The organism is Kribbella sp. CA-293567 (assembly GCF_027627575.1).
Classification (GTDB): Bacteria; Actinomycetota; Actinomycetes; order Propionibacteriales; family Kribbellaceae; genus Kribbella.
In genome coordinates this window covers 2132093-2156158 of sequence record NZ_CP114065.1, presented here as the reverse complement: position 1 = coordinate 2156158, position 24066 = coordinate 2132093, and the positions used below count along the sequence as shown (strand labels likewise).

Genomic DNA, 24066 nt, shown 5'->3' with positions numbered 1-24066 from the left:
CTTCGCAGTCTTTCGCGCAGGAGCCAGACTCATCGCCGTCATAGTCATCACAACAAGGCTCACGGCCGGGTCATTCCCGGCCCTGGCAGGCCGATTCAGCCGGAGATCTCCCGGGTCACCCACTCGAACACAGCTTCGACCAGTACGTCGAAACTCTCGTCCTGGGTCAGCTCCGCGCGCTTCGGCACCTTGAACGAGTGGTCGCCGTCGGGCACCACGGCCATCTCGGTCAGCGGCGGAAACTCCTCCGGTACGCCGAACGGGTCCCGCTCCCCCTGGACGACCAGCGTCGGCAACCGCGAACTCTGCAGCTCGTCGACCCGCGACTTGTCCGGCTTACCCGGCGGATGCAGCGGAAACGACAGCGCCAGTACGCCGGAAGCGCCCAGCCCCGCCGCCGTACGGCACGCCACCCGCGCTCCCGCGCTCCGCCCGCCCAGCACCAGCGGCGTCCTGATCCGCAACTGACCGATGATCGCGATCCACGCCTCGTCCAGCACCTTCGGCGCCGGCGCCAGCTTCTTGCCCGCCCGCCGCCACGGCTGCTCGATCAGGAACACGTTCATGTCCTGCTTCGGCAGCCGGGCCGCCAGCGCGGCCAGGTCACCGGCCTCGATCCCCCCGCCGGCCCCATGACCAAGCGCCAAGGTCGCCACCGGCCGCCGAGCCCGGTAAGCCACGATCCGAGCCTCACCGTGCGGCGTCGCCACAATCCGTTCGTCGGTCACGGCCCCATCCTGTCATTGACCCGGCCCCAAACACCCACCGCGACGATCCCGCCCCGCCAACCGCCGCAAGTGGTGTCCTCGGACAGGATGTGGCGACTTTGAACAAGTTATTACGTGTTCAAGGTCGCCACATGGTGTTCAAGGTCGCCACGTGGTGTTCAAGGTCGCCACGTGGTGTTCAAGGTCGCCACGTGGTGTTCAAGGTCGCCAGGTGGTGTTCAAGGTCGCCAGGTGGGGGGTGTAGGTGCGCGGGGGGCGGGACGTCAGAACAGGGTGATTTCTTCGGGTTCCTCGGGCTTGTCGACGGGATCGGTGCCGTCCGGTGGGAGCGGCGTGACCAGGTGGGGGCCGTTGTTCTTGACCGAGCTGACCGCCTTGGAGACGGCGTAGGCCTCCAGCCGGCCGGGCGCCGCGGGGACCAGCAGGTCGAGCAACTCGTCGGGATCCGAGGACAGCGGGTTGAGCCAGGCGTCGTACCGGTCGGGCTCGACGAGCAGCGGCATCCGGTCGTGGATGCGACCGAGGTCGTCGGTGGCCGTGGTGGTGAGGACGGTGCAGGTCCACAGCCAGGCGTCGTCACGGTCGGCGTCGGCGACCGCTTTGTTGCGCCAGATCTCGTACAGCCCGGCCATCGCCAGTACGCCGCCGTCGGCCGGGTGAATGAAGTACGGCTGCTTGACCGGCTTGCCGTTGACCTTCTCCTCGGCCGTGTACCACTCGTAGTAGCCGTCCGCCGGCAGGATGCAGCGGCGTACGGCGAAGGCCTTCTTGAAGGCGGGCTTCTCCGCCACCGTCTCCATCCGCGCGTTGATCAGCCGGCTGCCGATGGAGGTGTCCTTGGCCCAGGACGGCACCAGCCCCCACTTGACCGTGGTGAGCTTGCGGACCGTCTGGTCCGGGACATCCCGGTTCTTCCGCTCGACGACGGCGATCACCTCGTCCGTCGGCGCGACGTTGTAGTTGTCCGCCAGCTCCTGCACGGACTCCTTCACGTTGCCCGCGTCGATCTCGAACTCGACGACCAGATCGGCGGGGTCCCGACTCGATGCATAGCGCCCACACATGGAAAGCAGCCTAGCCACCGGCACCGACAAATTCCGGTACTACGGGCTGCCGGGCGGGCGTGGTCCGCCAACGGGCGGCGACGACGGATCGCCTACCCCGTGATAGGCGATCCGCCGTCGGCTCGATGCGTCCGGCCGTCCCCCTGTCGGCGGCCGGACGCGGGTCCTATGCAGGTCTTGCCAACTCGTCCAGCACTCGCCCGGCCCACTGCTCGGCCGTGGGCAGTCCCTCGATCCAGACCCGGGCCAGCTGCGGCTCGTCGGTGTCCATCCGCCACTGGGTGATCAGCGCTCGGACCGTCTCGACCTGGTCCGGCAGGTCCGGGTCGCGGTCGACGAGCGCCGCCGCGCGGCGTGCGCCGAGGCGGCCCAGTACGTCACCGCCCGCGAACACGATCCGGAGGCACTCCGCGACGTCGATGAGCCGGAGCTCGCGTTCGACGGGCGTGATCCCGGCCGGGTAGAGCGGCTCGACCACCACCAGTGCGTGGGTCGCCGGTACGGAAGTTCCACGGAGTTCAGCCTCCCGGTAGATCTCGCCGAGCCGGGACCGCAGGTGCGCCAGGCTGGACAGCCCGGTCAGTGGGTCCTCGCACGACAGTGAGTGCAGGTAGATGAGCGAAGCCTCGGCCCAGCTGGAACTGAGTGCGCGTACCGCGTCGAAGGCCGGCTCGCCCCCGGCGATCGAGCGGTACAGCGCACCCAGCCCATCCAGTGCCTCGAGCAGCGAGACTCCGTCTTCGGCCAACCGGCGTCCGACCTCGTCACTCGCGGGCACGACATCGGCACCGTCCCGCAGCGCTTCTGCGATCGCCAGATAAGCGCTGCGGTCGATGCCAGCGGTGCCGTGCGGCTCCCTCCTTCCGCACGGTTGCTCTGTGGACGACGCCTCCGGCCGGTCCCGGGCGAGCGACCCCGCCAGGTTCAGGGACCGGCTGGGACGCAGGTCGAGCCGTCGGCGGATGTCCGCGAACAGCGACATGTCCCCTCCTCGGGTGGCCCCTTCGTCTCCCGACCGGGTGGCCGGAAGCGTCGTTCTGGAGGTGAGACAGCGCCGTGACGGGTTCATGACGCGGATTTCGGATTCTTTTTTCGCGTAACCTCACGACTGCCGCCGTCGTCATGTCTAGGTGCGCCGATCCGTCCCTCATGGGAACCTTGATCCCGGCAACGATGTGACAGCCGGTGACGATGTAGTGACAAACCCAGGGGGAGCTCGAGTGGAGACGCCGGAAGGACCCAGCGACGCCGAGCTGATCGCCCGCGTTCGCAACGGCGACCTCGAGGCGTACGGCGAGCTGTTCGGCCGCCATCACCAGGCCGCGGAGCGGATGGCGCGGCAACTGGTCCCGGCCAACGACGCCGACGACCTGGCCAGCGACGCCTTCGCGAAGGTGCTCGACGCGCTCCGCAACGGCGGCGGCCCGGACATCTCCTTCCGCGCCTATCTGCTGACCACCGTCCGGCGGGTGCACGTCGACCGCATCCGGTCGGGCCGCAAGGTGCAGACGACCGACGACATCGCGGCGTACGAGCGGGAGCCGCAGGGCTTCGACGACCCGAGCGTCACCGGATTCGAGAGCGGCGCCGCGGCCAAGGCTTTCGCCTCGCTGCCCGAGCGCTGGCAGGCCGTGCTCTGGCACACCGAGGTGGAGGGCGAGAAGCCCGCCGCCATCGCGCCACTGCTCGGCCTGACCGCCAACGGCGTCTCCGCACTCGCCTACCGCGCCCGTGAGGGCCTGCGGCAGGCCTATCTGCAGCAGCACCTGGCAGACGTCGCCAGTGACCGCTGCCGCTGGACTACCGAGCGACTCGGCGCCTACGTGCGCGGTGGCCTCACCAAACGGGAGAACAAGAACGTCCGCGAGCACCTGGACGAGTGCGCCAAGTGCACCGCGGTCTACCTGGAGCTCGTCGAGGTCAACAGTGCGCTGCCTGCACTGCTTGCCCCGGCACTGCTCGGTACTGCGGGCCTCGGCTACCTCGCCGCCGCTTCGGGCGCCAAGGTCGGCATCGCCGGCTTCCTGGTCACCGGCTGGCAGAAGGTCACCGAGAACAGCACCCGTACGGCGGTCGGCGCAGGCACCGTCGTGGTGGTCGTGGTTGCCGCGGTGATAGCCGCCATGGCGCTCACCGGCAACGAGACTCCCCCGGCAGCCATCGAGAAGCCGCCGACGCAACAGCCGACGCAGCCACCGGTCAACCCGCCGGTGAACCCTCCGCCGGTCAAACCGCCGACGGTGAAGCCTCCGGTGGTCCCACCGACCACCAAGCCCGACCCGACGACCGCGCCGCCGCCTGAGCCGACGACAGCGCCGACCAGCGCGCCCACGACCACGCCGCCGACCACGCCCACCCCGACGCCGACGCGGCCGGAGCCGACCACGCCGATCCTCGACGAGGGCCTGCTGACGATCAGCGCCCCGCAGGGTGGCGGGGCAGCGGGCGGGCGAGCGCCGTACGGGCCGGCCGCGCGGGCCGAGGCCATCGAGGAAGCCGCGGCCAGCGCGACGTGGCTGATCACGATCAAGGTCCCGGCGGCGAACAAGAAGCCGGTGGTGATCGGCATCAAGTACGGCTCGGCGCTGCAGTGGCCGCTGCGGGCCAACCCGGCCGGCTGGAGCTGCGTGAAGGCGACCGGCAACTGCACGGCCACCAACCCGGCGTCACCGGCGACCATGCCAGTGGCGTTCGCGGCGCCGACCGGCGGGACGGCAGCGCAGCGCACCTTCACCGTGTCGGCCAAGAGCGGCCGCCTGTACGACGACGACTCCCAGACCCTCAACGCGCCGGCTCCCCCGCCGCAGCCTCAACCGCGACTCGACGAGAGCCTGCTGAAGCTGAGCACCACCAAGACCGCCCCGGACTCGTACCTGCGCACCATCACCATCGCGCCCGGTGTCCGGACCAGCGTGACGGTGAAGATCCAGTACGGGAGCGCACTGTCGTGGCCGTTCACCGGTAGCCCGGCCGGGTGGAAGTGCACTCAGGCCAGCCGCACCTGCACAGCCGCCAACCCTGCGAGACCTGCTCCGCTGTACGGCGAGTTCGCAGTACCGGAAGGCAGTTCGGCGGCGCGCACCTACTCGGTGGCGGCGACGGCCGGGCTGCTGTACGACACGGATTCCGAAACGCTGCCCGGTCCGCAACCCGACGAGTCGCTCCTGCGGATCGTCACCCCGGACCCGCACAACGACCCGAACCCGTTCGTCTACAACCGCTTCCTGACCATCGGCGGCACCACCGGCCGAGTCACCCTGGAGATCTCCTGGGGCCGCAACCTGTCCCTGGTCTCCTACTTCAACCGCGGCTGGACCTGCTCCCGCTCCACCGACGTACGCCGGGCCACCTGCTCGACGAACAACTACACAAGACCCCTGAACACCGAGTGGGCCGCCTGGCCAGGCACCGGCACGGCTAATACGATCACGGTGACCGCGACTACTGCTGGGCGGTATGACACGGATGCTGCGGGGATCCCGCCGGGGAAGACTAGGCGGTGAGGTCTTCCCACGCAGCTCCTGCGTCGCTGCTCCCGCCCGCCCTGGTGCGCGGCTCCTTCGTCGCCGCTTGCGTGAAGTGCGTGGTGGACACCGCGTGTGGAGGTGCAGGTGTGGGCAGCCTGCCGCTGCACCGCTGGTGCCGGCCAGGTGTCTCCGGTGCTAGGTCAAGCCACCCCCGGTGGCTCAGATACAACTCGGCGCTCCCGCCACGGCTCTGTGACGAGCCACCGCCTCCCGATCTAGCCGTCGTTCGGCGCTCCAGCCACCGCTCCATGACAAGTCACCGCTTCCCGACTTAGCCGTCGTTTGGCGCTCCGGTCACCGCTCTGTGACGACCCACCGCTTCCCGATCCAGTCGTCGTTTGGCGCTCCCGCCACGGCTCTGTGACGAGTCACCGCTTCCCGACCTAGCCACCACTCAGCGGTCAACCCATCGCCTGGCGACTCAGCCACCTCGCTCGCCACCAGCGGCCAGCGCGGCGTGCGACCTGCGGCCCCCGCGACCTGTGACCTGTGACAACGACTGCGATGCGCGGCGCGTACTTCGCGACGAGCCTCGGCGCCACCTCCCACCTCAACACCCAGCGACCCGGCACCCACCCGCGAACCGCCACCCACCAAGCGGCGACGAAGGAGCCGCGCACCAGGCGGGTGGGAGCAGCGACGCAGGAGCTGCGTGGGAAATGCGTTTGGTACAACCCAAACCACCCATCTACCCTGAACAAGTTCGTGGTGACGGAACCAAGTAGCGCCCTCACCCTTGCGCACGAGAGAGTCGCCGGTAGCTGCGAAGGCGATGCGCGAGGCGGTCGTGAAGACACTCCTGAGCGAATGCGACGCAAGAGGCCGGACACCACCATGCGGGGTCCGGTGAAGGTGTGGTGGCACCGCGAGATCCCCTTCGCCCACACCTCCGGGGTTCGAGATGACCAACGGAGGTGAACAACAGCGATGCGCATTCTCAACCACGAGATCCCCTCAGCAGTAGGCCAGACCGTCACGGTGGCCGGCTGGATCCATCGAAGACGACGGCTGGCGGCCGTCAGTTTCCTGGTACTACGGGACCGCTCCGGCCTGAGCCAGATCGTCGTCAAGACGCCTGAAACCCAGGCCCAGCTGGACGAACTCGGCGAGGAGACCGTCGTCCAGGTGACCGGCACGGTCGCCGCCAACCCGCAGGCGCCGGGTGGGGCCGAGATCGTCGACCCCACCATCGAGCCGCTGACCGAGCCGGCGCAGACGCCACCGATCGAGCTGTGGCGGCCGTCGGTCGGGGCCGGGCTGCCCGTAGTACTGGACAACGCTCCGGTCGCCCTGCGGCACCCGGCTGTCCGGGCGGGCTGGGAGGTCGCCGCAGCCGCGCTGCACGGCTACCGCAGCTCACTGGACCGGCAGGGATTCACGGAGATCCAGACGCCGAAGATCGTCGGTACGGCAACAGAGTCGGGCGCCAATGTCTTCGCCCTGGACTACTTCGGCGGCCCGGCGTACCTGGCCCAGTCGCCGCAGTTCTACAAGCAGACGATGGTCGGCGTCTTCGAACGCGTCTACGAGGTCGGCCCGGTCTTCCGCGCCGAGCCGCACGACACGGTCCGGCACCTCGCCGAATACGTCTCGCTCGACGCCGAGCTCGGCTTCATTCGCGACCACCGCGACGTCCTCGCCGTACTGCGAACCGTCCTGTCCGACATGCTGCGCACAGTCGGCGAGCGAGCCGGTACTGCGCTGGAGCGGCTCGGCGTCGCGTTGCCGGAGATCCCGACCGAGGTTCCCGTCCTGCACTTCAGCGAGGCGCTGAAACTGGCCGGGGCCGGCCCCGACGAGCCCGACCTCGCGCCGGCCGACGAGCGCGCGCTGGGCGAGTGGGCGCTGCGGGAACACGGCAGTGACTTCGTCGCGATCGAGGGCTACCCGATGGTGAAGCGGCCGTTCTACACCCACCCGCAGCCGTCGGACCCGCGCTGGTCCAACTCGTTCGACCTTCTTTTCAAGGGCGTCGAGCTGGTCACCGGCGGCCAGCGCCTGCACCGCTACAGCGACTACGTGGCGGCGCTCGCGGCACGCGGCGAGTCGGCCGACGCAGCGGAGTACAAGTCGTATCTGCAGGCGTTCAAGCACGGGATGCCCCCGCACGGTGGGTTCGCGATCGGGCTCGAACGCTTCGTCGCCCGGCTGACGGGAGCGGAGAACGTTCGCGAGGTCACGCTCTTCCCGCGCGACCTGCACCGCCTGACGCCCTGAGGTGACCGACCGCTCGCCTCACTCGGCGGCCGCTTGATGGATGATGGCGGCATGCTGAGTGAGGTCGAGCGGGGCGTGCTGGCAGCCGTGGACGACGCACGGATCGTGGCTGATCTCCGAGAGCTGGTGCAGATCCCGAGTGTCGACGGGACGGCCGAGGAGAGCGAGATCCAGGGCTGGGTCGCGGAGCGGCTTCGCGAAGCCGGCCTGGAGGTCGACCACTGGCAGTTCGACCTGCCGGCGCTCACCGGCGACCCGGACTTCCCCGGCTGGGAGGTCGATCGAGCGGACGCCTGGGGCTGTGTCGGAGTGACCTCAGGCGGCGGTACGCCGGGACTCGTCTTCAACGGTCACGTGGACGTCGTACCGGTCGGCGACCTGGCCCAGTGGCCGGACGGCGATCCGTTCGCTGCGCGGGTGAGCGACGGCGTCATGTGGGGCCGCGGCACCTGCGACATGAAAGGTGGACTGGCGGCGATCATCGGAGCCGTCGCCGCGATCACAGCGAGCGGCGTCACGCTGCGGAAGCCGCTCGCGGTGCACACCGTGGTCGGCGAAGAGGACGGCGGGCTCGGTGCGTTCGGCACCCTGAAGCGCGGTCACACCGGCGAGGCCTGCCTGATCGCCGAACCCACCTCCGGCGGCGTCATCCCGGCCAACGCCGGCTCACTCACCTTCCGGCTGGAGGTGCCGGGTCTCGCCACCCACGGCTCGACGCGAACCCGTGGGGTCAGCGCGATCGAGAAGTTCGCCGTGATCCAGCAGGCGCTGATGACGCTGGAGGCCGAGCGCAATCTCGATCCGCACCCGCTGCTCAAGCACCTGGACCTGGCCAATCCGCTCTCCGTCGGCACGGTCCAGGCGGGCGACTGGGCCAGCACCGTCCCCGACCTGCTCGTCGCGGAAGGCCGGTACGGCGTACGGCTGGGTGAGCCGGTCGCCGAGGCGAGGCACGCCTTCGAACAGGCGCTTGCCACCGCGTGCGCGGCGGACAACTGGCTGCGTGACCACCCGGTCAAGGTGACCTGGCCCGGCGGCATCTTCGCGTCCGGCGTACTGCCGGAGGGCGACCCGCTGCTGGACGACACGTTGCGGGCAGCAACGGCTGCGGGAGCTTCCGGAGCCCCGGAGGTCAAGGGCGGGCCGTACGGCTCCGACCTGCGCCTGTACGCCGCTGCCGGCATCCCCACACTTCAGTACGGCCCGGGCGACGTCCGCTACGCCCACGCAGTAGACGAGCACGTGTCACTGGCCGAGGTCCTCCACTGTGCTCGCACCTACGCACTGCTCGCCGTACGCCGCTGCAGCTAGCCAGACAGGCCCTGCATGCCGCAATGGTAGAAAGTAGCCATGGAACCGCTGCGGGGACGCTCAGCCGAGCTGGGCCAACTGCTGGCGGCCATGCGCGCTGCAGAAGCCGGAACTGCGTCCCTGACGGTGGTCACCGGCGAGCCCGGCATCGGCAAGTCGGCGCTCGTCCGGGCGCTCGTAGAGCAGGCGGAGCGGCATGGGCTGCTCGTAGCGCAGGCAGCGGCTCACCAGACCGATGAGATCAGCCCTCTCGCCTCACTGGCTCCTGCGCTCCGCAGCGGTTCCGACCCGCTCATCAGCACCGAACACTTCCTGGAACTCGCCGCACTCAACGGCCAGCCCCTCTGGCTGGGTGAGCGGCTGGCAGACCTGATCGGCCGGCGCCTGGACGGCGTACCGGCGTTGATCGTGCTCGATGATGCGCAGTGGGCCGATCCGCTGACCAACTTCGTCCTGCGGGTCGTCATTGCACGGCTGAGTCAGGCGAAGGTGATGTGGGTGCTAGCGACACGCCCCGCACCGGGCGCGATGCCTGATCAGGTCGTCGACTCGGTTCAGGGCCAGTTGCCGATCCATCCGATCCACTTGGCGCCGCTCAGCACCGAGGCTGTGCTGGAGCTGGCTGCGGACCGACTCGGTACGCCGATCGACCCGGCGCTGTCGGTCCGCTTGAGCGGAGTACAGGGCGTTCCGTTCCTGGCGGAGCAGTTGGTGGCCGGGCTCTATGTCGCGGACTTGCCGGACGGCTTGGTCGAAGGTGTGCGGCGACGAGTCAGCAGCACTTCCGAGCTGTGTCAGGCGTTGCTGCGGACCGCCGCTGTGTTCGGCAGTGAGTTCCAGTTGGAAGATGTCGCCGCGCTGATGGGTGAACCGATCGCGAAGCTGGCCGGTCCGCTGGACGAGGCAATCCGCTCGGGACTGCTGGCCGATGGGAGCGCGACACTTAGTTTTAGGCATGAACTGTTGCGGACCGCAGTACTGGCCGAGGTGCCGCCGTCTGCGCAGCGCGCCCTGCATCGGGCGATCGCGGACCAGTTGCTGGCCGGTGGGCGGGGGCCGTCGGCCGCGGCGCCACACATCCTGGCCACTGCGGCGACCGGAGACGTAGCGGCGATCAACACCCTCCGGGCTGCGGCCAAGGATCTGCTGGCCACCATGTCGATCACTGCACTCAGCGTGATCCAGCAGACCTTCGAGCTGACCCTTGTCGATGACGAGTTCCGTGCTGAGGTCGGCGAGGACGTCGTAGCGATTCTGCTCGTTGCCAGGCAGTTCCAGCAGGCCGAGGCGTTCGCCGACGATCTGCTGGGCGGCACTGCTCTCTACCGCGGTCCTGTACCGCCGGACCTGCGCGCGTCGATAGTGCTGCGGCTACTACCGCATCGGTGGGCGACCGGGCGGCTCGAATCGGCTGAGCTGGACATCCCGGGTACGTCGAACCCGCTGGCGGAGCGCCTCCGGGCCCATCGAGTATTGGCCCACCGTGAAGAGCCGTTCGAGAGCACTGACCCTGTCGCGACGGGGGTCCAGCATCTCGCCGCCGCCGAGCGCGCCCAGCAGTCCGGCCGGTACGCCGAGGCACGCGATCTGTATCGCCAGGCCCGTTCCGCCGCCGGCGACGAGGTCGGGAGCCATCCGGCCACCCACATCGAGATCGCCGAACTCTTCTGTCAGGCGCAGGCCGACGACCTCACCGGCGCCCTGGGCCGGCTGAAGGAACTCCTCGGTACCAGCGACTCCTGGCTCGCACCCCAACTGTCCGTACTGCGCGCGCGGCTGGAGCTTGCCATCGGCAACCTCCCTGCCGCGGCCGAAGCCGCCAATTCCTGCATCCGCTGGAGCGCGGAGGTGTTCGACTCCTCCGCGGAACCGACCGCCCGCCAGATCCTCGCCCTGATCGCCCTGCTCAAGGGGCGCCTTACCGAAGCACGGGAACAGGCCCCCGACGACCACATCCGAGCCCTCCTGGCCGTAGCCGACGGCGACCTCACCGCGGCCACTCGCCTGCTCGACACCCCTCTCGACTACCCCGAGCGCCACGACCTCCTGATCATGGCCGCCACCAGCACGACCAACCCACAAACCGCCGACCAAGCCGCCCAACTGCTGACCGAACAGGCAGAAGCCACCCCAACCGTCACCTTCCAAGCGGCCGCCCAACTCGTCGAAGCCCACAACCTGCTCCGAAAAGCCACAGCCGCGACCACCACAACCGGTCAGTCCAAGGCGGCAGGCGCCGCAACTGCAGGCGACTCGGTCGGCGCCGCAACTGCAGGCGACTCGGTCGGCGCCGCAGCTGCAGGCGACTCAGTCAGCGCCGGAGCTGCAGGCGACACCGGCGGCGATAGCGACTCCCGCACCGACGCTCCCGCCGTGGTGCTGGCGACCAGCGACGTCGTCAGGAACGCCAGCGCAGATGGCAGCGACACACAGGTCGGCGCGGCTCGGGCTCAGCTGGGTGCCGTGGTCGGCATGCTGAACGATTCGCCTCGGCAACTGCTGGTGGCCCGAGCCGACGAGCTGTTCGGGCGGGCAGAGCTGGACAGTGGAGATCGGGCGACTGGCGTGGCCGCGTTGGAGCGCGCGCTGGAGTCCCTGACACGACTGGGAGCAGCAGCACCTGCCGCGCGGGTGCAAGCAACGCTTCAGGCGGCGGGTGTGCGGAGGCGTAAGTGGGCCGCCGTACAGCAGCGGCCGGAGTCCGGCTGGGAGGCGTTGACTCCGATGGAGCGCCGAGTCGCGTTGCTGGTGGCCGAGGGCCACACCAACCGGTCGGCGGCAGACCAGTTGGTGTTGTCGGCCAGCACCGTCGGGACCCACCTGAGGGCGGCTTTCGGCAAGCTCGGGGTGAATTCGCGGGTCCAGCTGACCCGCCTGGTCCTGGAACGGTTCGCGTCTCCCCCGAACGCATGAGATTCGGGTGCACCGGGTGAGCTGACCCCCCGATCGCACCCACCGGAGTTCCGCTGTTCGGTCGATTCGGCGGCTCATCCTTCCGAGGTTCTATTGCGGTGCTGGAAAACCCCACCGGAAGAGAACGAGGAACGAACAATGAGCGAGAAGACCACCACCGTCGTCCTGGTCCACGGCGCCTTCGCCGACGCGTCGAGCTGGAACGAGGTCGTCGCCGACCTCACCGCCCGCGGCATCCCCGCCCTGGCACCGGCCAACGAGCTGAGCGGCGCCGCCCGCGACGGCAGCCGGCTCGCCGCCCAGGTCCGCGAGATCGACGGCCCGGTCGTCCTGGTCGGTCACTCGTACGGCGGCGCGGTCATCACCGCCGCGGCCAACGAGGCCGACAACGTCACCGGCCTGGTCTACGTCGCGGCCTTCGTCCCGGACGAGGGCGAGACCCTCGGCGGCCTGAACGACAGCTTCCCGGCCACCGAGTTCGGCGCGGGTCTGGCCCCGCACACCCTGCCGGCCTCCGACGGCGGCGAAGAGGTCTGGCTGAGCATCGCCACCGACAAGTTCCACCAGTTGTTCGCCGCCGACGTCCCCGACGCCCAGGCCGACGTGATGGCCCGTTCACAGCGCCCGGTCGCGGCCGCCGCGTTCGTGGAGAAGGCCGGCCCGGCGAGCTGGAAGCGGCTGCCGAGTCACTTCCTGATTGCCACCGGTGACCAGGCCATCCACCCCGACGGCGAGCGCTCGATGGCCGAGCGGGCCGGCGGCACCATCCTCGAGATCGACGCCTCGCACGCCGTCTCGGTCTCCCAGCCGAAGGCCGTCGCCGACTTCATCGTCTCCGCGCTCTGACTTCGTACACACCCTTTCTGAAGCCTTCGTAGACCCCCTTCTGGAACAAGCCTTCGCCCACCCCCTTCTGGCACAAGCCCCTTAATTCACCCGCTTCGAAACAAGCCTTGATTCACCCCCTTTTGAAACAAGCCTTAGTTCACCCAAGGAGAAACAAGCCATGAACCCCCTTCGCCGCATCCTCGTCATCGCCGCCAGCGCGGCCCTGCTCGCCACCGGCGCCACCGCGGCGACCGCCACCACCGACACCCACCCCACCCCGAAGCCGACCATCGTGCTGGTCCACGGCGCCTTCGCCGACGGCTCCAGCTGGAACGAGGTCACCAAGAAGCTCCAGCGCGACGGCTACCAGGTCGTCGTCCCGGCCAACCCGCTGCGCGGCGTCGCCAGCGACACCAGCTACCTGACCGGCGTACTGGCCGGCATCCCCGGCCCGAAGGTCCTGGTCGGCCACTCCTACGGCGGCGCGATCATCACCCAGCTCGCCTCCACCCCGGACATCAAGGCGCTCGTGTACGTCGGGGCGTTCGTCCCGCAGGCCGGCGAAACGCTCGGCGAGCTCAACGCGAAGTACCCCGGCAGCGAGATCGGTCCGGACACCACCAACCTCATCACCTACCCCGGTGGTGCCGATCTGGTGATGCGCCCGGAGGCGTTCCGCACGGTCTTCGCCGACGACCTGCCGCGGCGCGAGCAGTCGCTGCTCGGAGCCTCCCAGCGCCCGGTCGCCGCGTCGGTCTTCACCGAGAAGATCGCCAAGTCGGCGCCGGCCGCGCTGCCGAAGTACGCGATCGTCCCGACCCGCGACCGCGCCATCGCGCCGGCCGGTGAGCTGTGGATGGCACAGCGCGCCGGAGCCAAGATCGTCAAGGTCGAGGGCGCCTCGCACCTGGTGATGATCTCCGAGCCGACCCCGGTCACCAAGCTGATCGAGAAGGCCGCCACCACCCGCTGACCATCTTTCCAGCCCAAGAACGCGCGGTCCCGGGAAACCGGGGCCGCGCGTTCTCGGGAATAACGGCCGTAGCACCGGGAGTTGCTCACTGACATGCGCATCGATATCTGGTCCGACGTCGTCTGCCCGTGGTGCTACATCGGCAAGCGCCGCCTGGAGCAGGCTCTGACGGAGTCCGGTGAGAAGGCCGAGATCGTCTGGCACAGCTTCCAGCTCGACCCCTCCTCCACCAACGACGACCCCCGCTCCCTCGACGAGCGGCTGGGCGAGAAGTACGGCCGCGGGCCCGACTGGGCCAAGGAGGCCAACGCCCATGTGACCGCGACGGCTGCAGAGGTCGGACTCGAGTTCCACCTGGAGGACGCGAAGTCCGCCAACACCGTCGACGCGCACCGCGTCCTGCACCTCGCGCTCGAGCTCGCCGAGGCAGGCGACGTACCGGCCGATGCCCAGAGCCGGCTCAAGGAGCGTTTGCTCAAGGCTTATTTCACCGAGGGACTTCCGGTCGGTGACCACGCGACCCTGACCAGGCTCGCGGTCGAGACCGGCCTGCCGGCCGACCAGGTCAGCGACGTGCTCGCCGGTACGACGTACGCCGACGACGTCGCCGCCGACCAGGCGCAGGCCCTCGCGTACGGCGCCAACGGGGTGCCGTTCTTCGTGATCGACCAGAAGTACGGCGTCAGCGGCGCCCAGCCGGTCGAGGTGTTCCAGGAGGCGATCCGGCGGGCCGCGGCCGAGCGGCCGGCGGTGACGCTGATCACAACTCCCGGAGCCACCGACGACGCCGCGTGCGGGCCTGACGGCTGCGCGATTTAAGGCTGGGTACAAGACGCGCGGGGCCCTTGCTGCCCCACCGGGATTGTCGGACCAGGTAAGAAGGAGACATGACTGTCGTGCGCGCACTGGCCAGGCCCTTGCTGTCCGCCATCTTCGTCGTCCAGGGCGCGAAAGCGCTGCGGGACCCAGAGCCGCACGTGGCGAAGGCTCAGCCGGTCGCCGACCGCTTCGTGCCGCTGATCCAGCGGGTGGCTCCGCCGCAGGTCGGCGAGCGGATCCCGGAGAGCACCGCGAACCTGGTCCGCCTCAACGGTGCCGCCCAGGTGCTCGGTGGACTCGCGCTCGCCTCCGGCAAGGGACGCCGGCTGGGCGCGGTCCTGCTGGCGAGCTCGCTGGTGCCGACCACCCTGGCCGGGCACTCGTTCTGGCAGGAGACCGACAAGTCGGCGAAGGCCGCGCAGAAGATCCAGTTCCTGAAGAACCTCGGCATCATGGGCGGCCTGCTGCTCGCCGCCGTCGACACCGAGGGCAAGCCGGGCGTCGCCTGGCGAACCACCCACGGCGCCAAGGCCGTCAAGCGGGAGACCAAGCGCAGCGCGAAGCTCGCCAAGCGTGAGACGAAGCAGTTCGCCCGGACCGCCAAGCGCGAGGCAAGGCTCGCCGCCCACGCCGCCAAAGCCGAACTCCCCTTCCGCTGACCACTGGTCGGCTGACCCACTGGTTCCCCAGATCCACTGGTCCCGCTGACCCGATTGGTTCGGCTGACCCGCTGGATCGGCTGACCCGCGGCCCGTTCCAGCTGCCCGGCCACGCGCGCCAGTTCCCTCCCCCTGCACACTCGCAGTCAGTCCCAGCGACCCACCCTCAAATCACGCACTCCCCCGCCTCGGCGCCGTTCATCCGGACCGAGGCGGGTTCTCTTTCCCGGGGTACCCCCCACCGCCACCGGCCCGGCTGCTGGAGCGCCGTGGTGTGGGGGTGGGCGGGTTCGGTACTAGGCTCGTGGGCGAAATGCCTCGTGACTCTGGGAGTGAGATGGAATCGCAGCAAGGTTGGCCGGCACCGTCGGCCGAGGGCGCGGTCAGCGGGCGGGTCACCGTCCCCGGCTCGAAGTCGATCAGCAACCGGGCTCTGGTGCTCGCCGCGATCGCCGATGGTCCGTCCACGCTGTCCGGGCTGCTGGTAGCCCGCGACACCACCTTGATGCGCTCCGCTCTGGTCTCGCTCGGCGTCGGAATCAGCGAGCAGGACGGCCTGGTCACCATCACCCCCGGCTCTCTCAAGGGCCCGGCGAGTGTCGACTGCGGTCTGGCCGGCACCGTGATGCGCTTCGTCCCGCCGGTGGCTGCGCTGGCCGACGGCGAGATCGCGTTCGACGGTGACCTCTACGCCCGTGAGCGGCCGATGCACATCATTCTCGGCGCCCTGCGCAGCCTCGGCGTCCGGATCGAAGACCACGGCACCGGCCGGATGCCGTACTCCGTCAGCGGCGCCGGCTCCGTCCGCGGCGGCAAGGTGACGCTGGACGCCTCCGGCTCGAGCCAGTTCGTCTCCGCGCTGCTGCTCGCCGGCGCCCGGTACGACGAGGGTGTCGACATCCTGCACGACGGCAAGCCGGTCCCGTCCCAGCCGCACCTCGACATGTCCGTCGCGATGCTGCGCGAGCGCGGCGTCCAGGTCGACGACTCCGAGCCCAACCGCTGGATCGTTGCCCCCGGCCCCATTCGCGCGCTGGACAGCGCGATCGAGCCCGACCTGTCCAACGCGGCACCGTTCCTGGCCGCCGCTGTGGTCACCGGCGGCGAAGTGACCGTGACCGGCTGGCCGGCCCAGACAACCCAGCCGGGCGGCCAACTGCCCGAATTGTTCACCCGCTTCGGCGCCGAGGTGTCCCTGGACGGCGACCTGCTGACCGTCCGCGGCACCGGCCGGGTCAAGGGTGTTGACCTTGACCTCAGCCAGGTCGGTGAACTGACCCCGGTGCTGGCCGCCGTCGCAGTGCTCGCCGACGAACCGTCGTACCTGCGGGGTATCGCGCACCTGCGCAACCACGAGACCGACCGGCTGGCCGCGCTGGAGGCCGAGTTCAACGCGCTCGGCGGCGATGTGAACCAGACCGCCGACGGGCTGGAGATCCGCCCGAAGCCCTTGCACAGCGGGCTTTTCGGCACCTACCACGACCACCGGATGGCACACGCCGCCGCCGTGCTCGGCCTCGTCGTTCCCGGGATCGAGATCGAGAACATCGCGACGACGGCCAAGACGCTGCCCGAGTTCCCCGAGCTGTGGTCGGCGCTGGTGAGCTGATGTCGAAGTACGACGAGGAAGCCAAGTACGACCGGCCCCGGCGCCGGACCCGGCCGCGCACCAAGGACCGCCCGGCCTACGACGACGCCGTGATCGGCTTCGTGATCACCCGTGACCGCGGCCGCTACACCTGCTGGGTAGGCGAGTCGGACCGCGTCGTCACGGCGATGAAGGCCCGGCAGCTCGGTCGCAAGGGCGTCATCGTCGGTGACATGGTGAAGCTCGACGGTGACGCCACCGGCGACAAGGACACGCTGGCCCGGATCGTCGAGGTCCTCCCCCGCAAGACCCTGCTGCGCCGATCCGCCGATGACGACGACCCGGTCGAGCGGCCGCTGGTGGCCAACGCCGACCAGCTCGTCATCGTGGTCGCGGTGGCCAACCCCGAGCCCCGGACCAGGCTGATCGACCGGTTCCTGGTGGCGGCGTACGACGCGGGGATGCGGCCGCTGCTGTGCCTGACCAAGACCGACCTGGCCGACCCGGATCCGCTGCTCTCGATCTACCGGCCGCTCGGCGTCGAGTCCGTCGCCACCCAGCACAACGGCGATCTCAGCGAACTGGCCGAGCAGTTGCGCGACCGGACCAGCATGATGGTCGGCCACTCGGGTGTCGGCAAATCGACGCTGGTGAACGCGCTGGTGCCCGGGACCAACCGGGCGATCGGCGTGGTCAACGACAACACCGGCCGCGGCCGGCACACCTCGACTAGCGCGCTCCTGCTCCGGCTGCCGGACGGCGGCTGGATCGTGGACACGCCGGGCATCCGGTCGTTCGGGCTGGCCCACGTCCAGCCGGACCAGTTGATCAACGCGTTCGGCGACCTGGCCGACGAGACGCGCGACTGCCCCCGTGGCTGCACGCACTCGGAGACCGAGCCCAACTGCGCGCTCGACGAGGCGGTCGCCGAAGGCCGGATCGATCCCGAGCGGGTCGCGTCCTTCCGCCGCCTGCTGGCGAGCCGCGAAGGTCGCGACCTCGAAACCAGCTAGCCCGCACCGCCAGCACACACCAACCTCCGCCGTCGCCGCTGTAGCAAGCGTCTTCAGGCGGAGCACGATCCGCCTCGGCGAGGTTGATGTGTGGTGGCGGTCCGCCTACTTCGGCGGCAGTTGCCCGTCCCAGACCGCCTTCGCTCCCGCATCGCCGGTGCGGATGGTCTGGATGATCACCAGGACACCGATCACCACGATCGCGGCACTGGTGATCAGCTCGATCGGACGGCTCTTGGTCTCCTTGGCGCCCTTTCCGCTGGCCAGCGCGGACGGACCGCCGAGCAGCAGGAACGCCGCCACCGCCAGCACCGCGAGGACCAGTACGAACAGGAGCAGCAAGTTGCCCCGGTCCTGGTGGACCTTGACCAGCGGCTGCAACTGCGGGATCGCGGCAACGAATGCCTCGCCGCTCTGCTTCGCGACGAACGCGCAGACCGCGGCCGCGAGCCCGAGCAGCAGCGTCGGCCAGCGCAGCAGCCACCGCCACTTCGGCACCAGCGCGTAGACGATCGCGGTCAGCGCGGCGACCGGCAGCAGCAGCACGGTCAGGTGGATCACCAGGATGTGCAGCGGTAGATCCCCGAAGCGCTCGAACATGACGCCTCCAGCTTGTCGATGAGGTCTGACACTAGCTGCACGTTCAACCACCCCGAACGGTTCAACGACAGCCGAGACCGAGACGCAACCTTCACCCCGGACCGCGGTACGGGCGCACCCTGCCGCCCGGCCAGGCGGCAGGCTAGCCTTCCGCTCATGCCCTCGCACACCGACGACTTGCGGCTCGCCCACATCCTGGCCGACGACGCCGACTCCACCACGATGGACCGCTACAAGGCGCTCGACCTGCACGTCGCGACCAAGCCGGACCTCACCCCGGTGAGCGAGTCCGACCGCAAGGTCGAGGACGTGATGCGCAAGACGCTGGCCCGGGCCCGGCCGCGGGACGCGTTCGTCGGCGAGGAGGAGGGCACCACCGGCTGGGGCATCCGCCGCTGGGTGGTCGACCCGATCGACGGGACCAAGAACTACATCCGCGGCGTCCCGGTCTGGGCCACCCTGATCAGCCTGATGATCGAGGACCAGGTGGTGGTCGGGGTGGTCTCCGCGCCCGCGCTGGGCCGCCGTTGGTGGGCGTCGTACGGCGACGGCGCGTGGACCGGCCGCGCGCTGATGTCGGCCCAGCCGTGCCGGGTCAGCGACGTCGCGTCGATCGAGGACGCGTCGATGTCCTACTCGTCACTGAAGGGCTGGGACAAGCTCGGCAAGAAGGACCAGTTCGCCGACCTGATGGACTCGGCCTGGCGGACCCGCGCGTACGGGGACTTCTGGTCCTACATGCTGGTGGCCGAAGGCGCGGTCGACATCGCGGCCGAGCCCGAGCTCAACCTCTACGACATGGCCGCTTTGTCGATCATCGTCGACGAGGCCGGCGGCCGGTTCACCTCCGTCGACGGCAGCCCCGGCCCGAACGGCCCGAACGCCGTCGCCACCAACGGCCGCCTGCACGACGAGGTACTGGCCCGGCTGCAGCGCTGACCCACTCGATCGACCCAACCAGGCCCGACCGACCAGGCTCAGCCGCTCGGACTCAGACCTCGTCGACCGGCCGGCCGTCGTGGCGCTGCAACCGCCAGACCGACGGCACCAGCAGCACCGCGACCACGACCACCACGTGCACCGCGGCGCCGTACAGCTCGACGGCCTTCGCGCTCGTCACCGCGGCCAGGTAACCGACCGACAACTGCCCGACCGGCCCGGCCACGAACGACCCCAGCATGTCGTACGACGAAACCCGCGACAGCTTGTCCAGCGGGATGTGCTGACCGAGCGCGGTCTCCCAGCCGATCCCGAACAGCTCGAACCCCACGCCCACCACGAACGCGACCACCGCGACCGCCGCCGTGTACGGCGCCAGCGCGAGCACCAGGTACATCGGCACGATCGACAGCATTCCGAACATCCCGATCCGGACCGGGTACCGCGGTTTGAGCCGGATCATCACGATGCCCCCGGCAATCAGTCCGGCGCCGAAGGCGGCACTCACCGCGCCCCAGCCGACCCGGCCGAAGGTGTCGTCGGCGATCACCGGCCCCAGCGTCTGGTAGCAGGCCGTGAAGACCATGTTCAGCACCAGGAAGCCGGCCACCACGGTCCAGACCCACTGCCGGGAGACGAACTCCGTCCAGCCGACCCGCAGATCGTGCAGCATCGAACTGGCCGACCGCTCGATCCGTGGCACCCGTAGCAACGTCAGCAGGTAAGCGGCCAGCCCAAAGGCGACAGCGTCGACGGCGAGCCCGACCCCCGGCGAGGTCAGGCCGACGATCACCCCGGCCACCGCGCCGCCACCGATCAGCGCGATCGACCGGGCGAACCCGGACACCGCATTGGCCTGGGGCAACTCCGACCGGTCCAGGATCGACGGCAGGATGCCGACCATCGCGGGCAGCACGAAGGCCGACGCGATCCCATTCAGCGCCTCGATCACGGCCAGTTGCCAGATCTCGGCGTCCCCGGACAGCACCAGCACCGCCGCGAGCGCCTGGGTCAGGCCACTGACGGAGTTCGCCACGATCAGCACCAGCTTGCGCGGCAGCCGGTCGGAGATGACACCACCGACCAGCAGGAAGACGACGTTGGGGATGCTGCGGGCGGCCAGCACGATCCCGACCGCGCTGGCGGCGTCGGAGACGTCCAGGACGGCGAAGACGAGCGCGATCGGAGCGATCGAGGACCCGAGCATCGAGACGAAACGGGCAGTCACGAAGATGCGGACATCACGGTGGCGCAGTACGGCCAGGTCCTCACGCCAGGTCACTGTCTGTATTGTGCCAGACCTGCCGTTCACTGGTTTCATTCGCTACCTTTGGTTCTTGGGCTCCGAACCATCACCAGGAGGCTCCGTGAAGATCAACGACGTACTGCGCGGTAAAGGCAGCAACCAGGTCGTCACCATCTCCCCAGAAGCCACTGTCACCGAGCTCCTCGCGCTGCTGGCGGAGCACAACGTCGGCGCGCTGGTGGTCAGCACCGACGGCAGCGCGGTGACCGGCATCGTGTCCGAGCGCGACGTGGTCCGGCTGCTGCACGGTACGCCGGACGCCGGCGACGTCCGGGTCAGCGCGATCATGACCGAGCAGGTGCACACCTGCGGGCCGGACGACCTCGTCGACCACCTGATGCGGCTGATGACCGACCGCCGGATCCGGCACGTCCCGGTCGTCGTCGACGGCGCCCTGACCGGCATCGTCAGCATCGGTGACGTGGTCAAGACCCGGATCGGCGAGCTCGAGTTCGAGCGCGAGCAGCTCTCCAACTACATCTCCGGCTGACCTTTCCCCGATCTGCTCCTGGCGGCGTCTAGATTCCGTCCATGGAGCCGACACCACCCCCGCAGAACGCCGAGCAGCCTCCCCAGGGTGGTGGCTACCCGCCTGCCCAAGGCGGTTACCCACCCCCTGGTCCAGGTGGCTACCCACCCGGGCAGAACTACCCGCAGTACCCCGGGAGCACCCAGCTGCCCTATCAGCCGCCGGGCACCGGCGGGACGAGCACACCTGCCGTCGTCGGTTTCGTCCTCAGTCTGTTCGGCGGCGGGGCGATCAGCGTCATCCTGTGTATCGTCGCGCTCAACCGGATCCCCCAGCGCAACCAGCGGGGCAAGGGTTTCGCCATCGCGGGTCTGGTGATCAGCGGGCTCTGGGTCGCGGCGATCATCGCGATCGTGGCCGTCTCGATCAACGACGGCGAACCCGGCCGGGACTCGTCCGGGCAGGTCACCACCACCCAGACCACCCGGCCGGACAAGCTCCGGGTCGGCGACTGCGTCACCTCGCTGAGCGAAGGCGAGGTCAAGGACCTTCAGGTCCAGCCGTGTGAGCAGCCGAACGGCGGCAAGGTCTTCGCCGTCTTCGAGTTGCCGGCCGGCCCCTGGCCCGGGCTCGCCTCGGTCCAGGCCGACGCCGAGAAGGGCTGCACGGACCGGTTCAAGGCGCTGAATCAACCGGCGGCCAAGCCCTCCGCAGTCTTCTTCCTGCACCCGGTCGAGAACGGCTGGGCCCTCGGCGACCGTGGTACCACCTGCTTGCTGGTCCCGAAGTAGAAGCGAACGGGCCCGGCAACAGCCGGGCCCGCAGCCTTAACGATCCTTCAGCAACTCAACCGGCTCAGTACCGGGTGACCGCGGCGTAGGCATCGATGATGCCGTGACCGTAGAACCCGTTGAACTTCCGCGAGCCCTCACAGAGCGCGTCGAACTCCGGCGTCCGGCCTTCGTTCACGTAGGTCTGCAGCGGGGGCGTCGGGCAGGCACGCTCCTGCGCGCTGTCCAGCAGGATGCTCCGCACCTTGGTCGGCGCCATGCCGAACGAGTTGCGCGGGCCCTTCTTGCCGTACTCGCTGACGATCAGAGCGGCCACACCGGTCGCGTGCGGGGACGCCATCGAGGTGCCCTGCAGCCAGTTGTAGTAACCGCACTTCGTGTAGTCGGTGACACCGGGCGCACACTGCTTCTGTACGCCGCCCGCCACGCCGTCCGGGGTGATCGCACCCGCCGCGTCGACCAGACCGTCGGCCTGCAGCGTGTTCACCGGGTACGTCGACAGGATGAGATTCTCGTTCACCCGGTGGTCCGCCGTACCGAAGTAGTCACGGAACCAGCCACCCGGCGCCGCCACGTCGGTCTGCTCGACGCCGTAGTTGGAGTAGTCCGCCTTCTTGGCCGACGGGCCGAGCGCGGACACGCCGATCACGTTCGGGCCCTCGACCGGCAGGTCGACGCAGGTCGCGTTGTCGATCGGCCGGGTGTACGGCGGGACGTCGCCGAAGTCCGGGCTGGAGATGTCGTCGCGCGGCTTGCCGAGGTCCTCGTGGTTGTTGCCGAGCGAACCGACCAGCGTGACGCCCTTGCCGTGCGCGTAGTTCAGCGCGCGCTTGACGGCCTTGATGGTGGCGCGCTGCTCGGCCTGTGCCTCCGGGCTGTCGGCCGGGTTGTTGGTGCAGTTGTAGAGCCACGGGTCGATGTAGAAGGACATGTTGACCACGTCCAGGCCGACGTCACCGGCGTAGGTGAGCGCCTCCAGCACCGGGCCGAGGAAGACGTAGCCGCTGTCCTGACCGCCGCGGATCTCGACCAGCGTCACGTTCGGCGCGACCCCGGAGACGCCGAGCCCGTTCAGCGCGGCGCCGATCGTGCCGGCCACGTGCGTACCGTGACCCGAGTCGTCCCAGCCGACCGGGTCGACACAGCCGCGGAACTCGCACGGCCCGTCGATCTCGGGCAGGTCCGCGGCGAAGTTGCGGGACAGGTTCCAGTCGAAGTTCGGCGCGATGTCGGGGTTGCGGGCGTCGATCCCGGAGTCCAGGACGCCGACCTTGACCGCCTTCTTGCCCGGGTGCTTGGCGTGCGCCAGATCCGCCCGGATCATCTTCAGGCCCCACAGTTGCGCGTCGAGCGGGTCGGCGGTCTTGTTCTTGGCGGCCTTCTTGCCGGCCACTCCCTTGCCCTTGGCACCGGCACTCAGGTGCTCCTGCTCGACCACGCTCGGCCTTGCCTGCGGCAACTTACCGATCGGCCGGGCGCGGGCCGCGCCGTCGATGGCCGGCGACTTGGACAGCCGGGTGACGAACCCGGAGTCGGCGGCCCGCACCGTGATGGTGCCGAGGTTCGCGTTCTCCTTGACCACCGATCCACCGGCTGCCTGGACGGCGGCCAGCGCCTGGGCTTGGTCGGCCCCGTCCTTCACCAGCACCAGGTACTCGGTGGTGCCACCGGCAACCGCCGTCGTCTCGGCACCGGCGATGGCCGGAACCGCCAGCGCGCCGGCCAGCAGCGCGATCGCGCCAGTGGCCGCACACAACGATCTACGGACGTCTCTCACGAGTGGATCCCCTCCCTGAAGTGAGTCTGACCCGGCACACGCTAGGCGTGCGTGGGCTGGACCACCAGTGTTCGGGCAGAGATCGACGTGGCCGGAACCAGTAAGCAAACGACTGACCGGATCGTTCCGGTCAGTTACTGGTGGCAACGATCGCGAAGAGCAGCAGACCGGCTACGAAGAGCACTCCCAGCCCGAGCAGGACGGTCCCGATGATGCCGGTGATCTGACCGGCCACGGCCATCCCCCGATTGCTGTAGACGCCGGGCATCGCGTCGATCTCGGCGAGCGCCTGGTTGCCCTTCCACCAAGCGATCGGCGACAGCACGATGAACATGGTGCCGAGGCCGAGCAAGCCGAGCACCATCGCGAGAGTGGCGTTGCTGTTGTCCCGCCGCACGCCGTACGCCGGTTGCGGGTACACGTAGCCGGGCTGCAGCTCGTACTGCGTCGGCGCCGGCCCCTGCGGCCGGTCCTGGGGTCGCCCGTCGAACGACATGCGTGCTGCTCCTCTGCTCAGGGACGAAGGTGTCGTCTCCGTCCCTGA

At 69.4% G+C, this 24066-nt stretch carries 20 protein-coding genes; 13 read left to right on the top strand and 7 right to left on the bottom strand.

Annotated elements, in window-relative coordinates; translation table 11 throughout:
* Positions 1-95: 95 nt before the first annotated feature.
* The 3 genes from OX958_RS10445 to OX958_RS10435 all read right to left on the bottom strand — a co-directional run bounded on the left by OX958_RS10445 (position 96) and on the right by OX958_RS10435 (position 2774).
* Positions 96-728, bottom strand: a complete 633-nt coding sequence (locus OX958_RS10445; protein ID WP_270137066.1) for an alpha/beta hydrolase family protein — start codon at positions 726-728, stop codon at positions 96-98.
* 263 nt (positions 729-991) lie between these two features.
* Positions 992-1792, bottom strand: a complete 801-nt coding sequence (locus OX958_RS10440) for an SOS response-associated peptidase (RefSeq protein WP_270137065.1) — start codon at positions 1790-1792, stop codon at positions 992-994.
* A gap of 166 nt (positions 1793-1958) precedes the next feature.
* Entirely contained in the window at positions 1959-2774 is an 816-nt protein-coding gene (locus tag OX958_RS10435) for a hypothetical protein (protein WP_270137064.1), read from the bottom strand.
* A 238-nt stretch (positions 2775-3012) separates the two neighbouring features.
* On the opposite strand from OX958_RS10435, the gene OX958_RS10430 reads away from it, so the two are divergent.
* From OX958_RS10430 to rsgA, 10 genes are all read left to right on the top strand, one after another.
* The gene (locus OX958_RS10430) at positions 3013-5295 is read left to right on the top strand and encodes a sigma-70 family RNA polymerase sigma factor (RefSeq protein ID WP_270137063.1); all 2283 of its coding nucleotides are present in this window, start codon (positions 3013-3015) and stop codon (positions 5293-5295) included.
* 951 nt (positions 5296-6246) lie between these two features.
* The gene (gene aspS / locus OX958_RS10425; RefSeq protein WP_270137062.1) at positions 6247-7536 is read left to right on the top strand and encodes an aspartate--tRNA(Asn) ligase; all 1290 of its coding nucleotides are present in this window, start codon (positions 6247-6249) and stop codon (positions 7534-7536) included.
* Positions 7537-7587: 51 nt separating this feature from the next.
* Positions 7588-8847, top strand: coding sequence for an ArgE/DapE family deacylase (locus OX958_RS10420; protein WP_270137061.1), 1260 nt, complete (start codon positions 7588-7590; stop codon positions 8845-8847).
* A gap of 39 nt (positions 8848-8886) precedes the next feature.
* Positions 8887-11760, top strand: a complete 2874-nt coding sequence (locus OX958_RS10415; protein WP_270137060.1) for a helix-turn-helix transcriptional regulator — start codon at positions 8887-8889, stop codon at positions 11758-11760.
* Positions 11761-11898: 138 nt separating this feature from the next.
* A complete protein-coding gene (locus tag OX958_RS10410; protein WP_270137059.1) occupies positions 11899-12606 on the top strand; it encodes an alpha/beta fold hydrolase in 708 nt (235 codons plus the stop codon).
* 160 nt (positions 12607-12766) lie between these two features.
* Positions 12767-13561: an alpha/beta fold hydrolase gene (locus tag OX958_RS10405; RefSeq protein ID WP_270137058.1), complete on the top strand. Its 795-nt coding sequence runs from the start codon at positions 12767-12769 to the stop codon at positions 13559-13561.
* Between the two features lie 93 nt (positions 13562-13654).
* On the top strand, positions 13655-14380 hold the full coding sequence (locus OX958_RS10400; protein ID WP_270137057.1) for a DsbA family oxidoreductase: 726 nt from the start codon (positions 13655-13657) through the stop codon (positions 14378-14380).
* Between the two features lie 68 nt (positions 14381-14448).
* Entirely contained in the window at positions 14449-15039 is a 591-nt protein-coding gene (locus OX958_RS10395) for a DoxX family protein (RefSeq protein ID WP_270137056.1), read from the top strand.
* Between the two features lie 337 nt (positions 15040-15376).
* Positions 15377-16648 (top strand): 3-phosphoshikimate 1-carboxyvinyltransferase, encoded by a 1272-nt coding sequence (aroA, locus tag OX958_RS10390; RefSeq protein WP_270137055.1) that lies wholly within the window; start codon positions 15377-15379, stop codon positions 16646-16648.
* Positions 16648-17640, top strand: a complete 993-nt coding sequence (gene rsgA / locus OX958_RS10385) for a ribosome small subunit-dependent GTPase A (protein ID WP_270137054.1) — start codon at positions 16648-16650, stop codon at positions 17638-17640. The genes aroA and rsgA overlap by 1 nt, the downstream gene beginning before the upstream one ends.
* 105 nt (positions 17641-17745) lie before the next feature.
* Here rsgA and OX958_RS10380 read toward each other — a convergent pair whose 3' ends face one another.
* Positions 17746-18240, bottom strand: coding sequence for a DUF2231 domain-containing protein (locus OX958_RS10380; RefSeq protein WP_270137053.1), 495 nt, complete (start codon positions 18238-18240; stop codon positions 17746-17748).
* Positions 18241-18396: 156 nt separating this feature from the next.
* On the opposite strand from OX958_RS10380, the gene hisN reads away from it, so the two are divergent.
* The gene (gene hisN / locus OX958_RS10375; protein WP_270137052.1) at positions 18397-19179 is read left to right on the top strand and encodes a histidinol-phosphatase; all 783 of its coding nucleotides are present in this window, start codon (positions 18397-18399) and stop codon (positions 19177-19179) included.
* Positions 19180-19231: 52 nt separating this feature from the next.
* Here hisN and OX958_RS10370 read toward each other — a convergent pair whose 3' ends face one another.
* Complete coding sequence (locus OX958_RS10370; protein WP_270137051.1) at positions 19232-20461, bottom strand: MFS transporter; 1230 nt, start codon at positions 20459-20461, stop codon at positions 19232-19234.
* 85 nt (positions 20462-20546) lie between these two features.
* On the opposite strand from OX958_RS10370, the gene OX958_RS10365 reads away from it, so the two are divergent.
* Entirely contained in the window at positions 20547-20975 is a 429-nt protein-coding gene (locus tag OX958_RS10365) for a CBS domain-containing protein (RefSeq protein WP_270137050.1), read from the top strand.
* A 41-nt stretch (positions 20976-21016) separates the two neighbouring features.
* Positions 21017-21745 (top strand): DUF4190 domain-containing protein, encoded by a 729-nt coding sequence (locus OX958_RS10360; RefSeq protein WP_270137049.1) that lies wholly within the window; start codon positions 21017-21019, stop codon positions 21743-21745.
* A 64-nt stretch (positions 21746-21809) separates the two neighbouring features.
* Here the strand turns inward: OX958_RS10360 and OX958_RS10355 are convergent, their stop codons facing one another.
* Both OX958_RS10355 and OX958_RS10350 read right to left on the bottom strand, forming a co-directional pair.
* Positions 21810-23522 (bottom strand): S8 family serine peptidase, encoded by a 1713-nt coding sequence (locus OX958_RS10355; RefSeq protein WP_270137048.1) that lies wholly within the window; start codon positions 23520-23522, stop codon positions 21810-21812.
* Between the two features lie 130 nt (positions 23523-23652).
* Positions 23653-24018: a DUF4190 domain-containing protein gene (locus tag OX958_RS10350; protein WP_270137047.1), complete on the bottom strand. Its 366-nt coding sequence runs from the start codon at positions 24016-24018 to the stop codon at positions 23653-23655.
* Between the last annotated feature and the right edge of the window lie 48 nt (positions 24019-24066).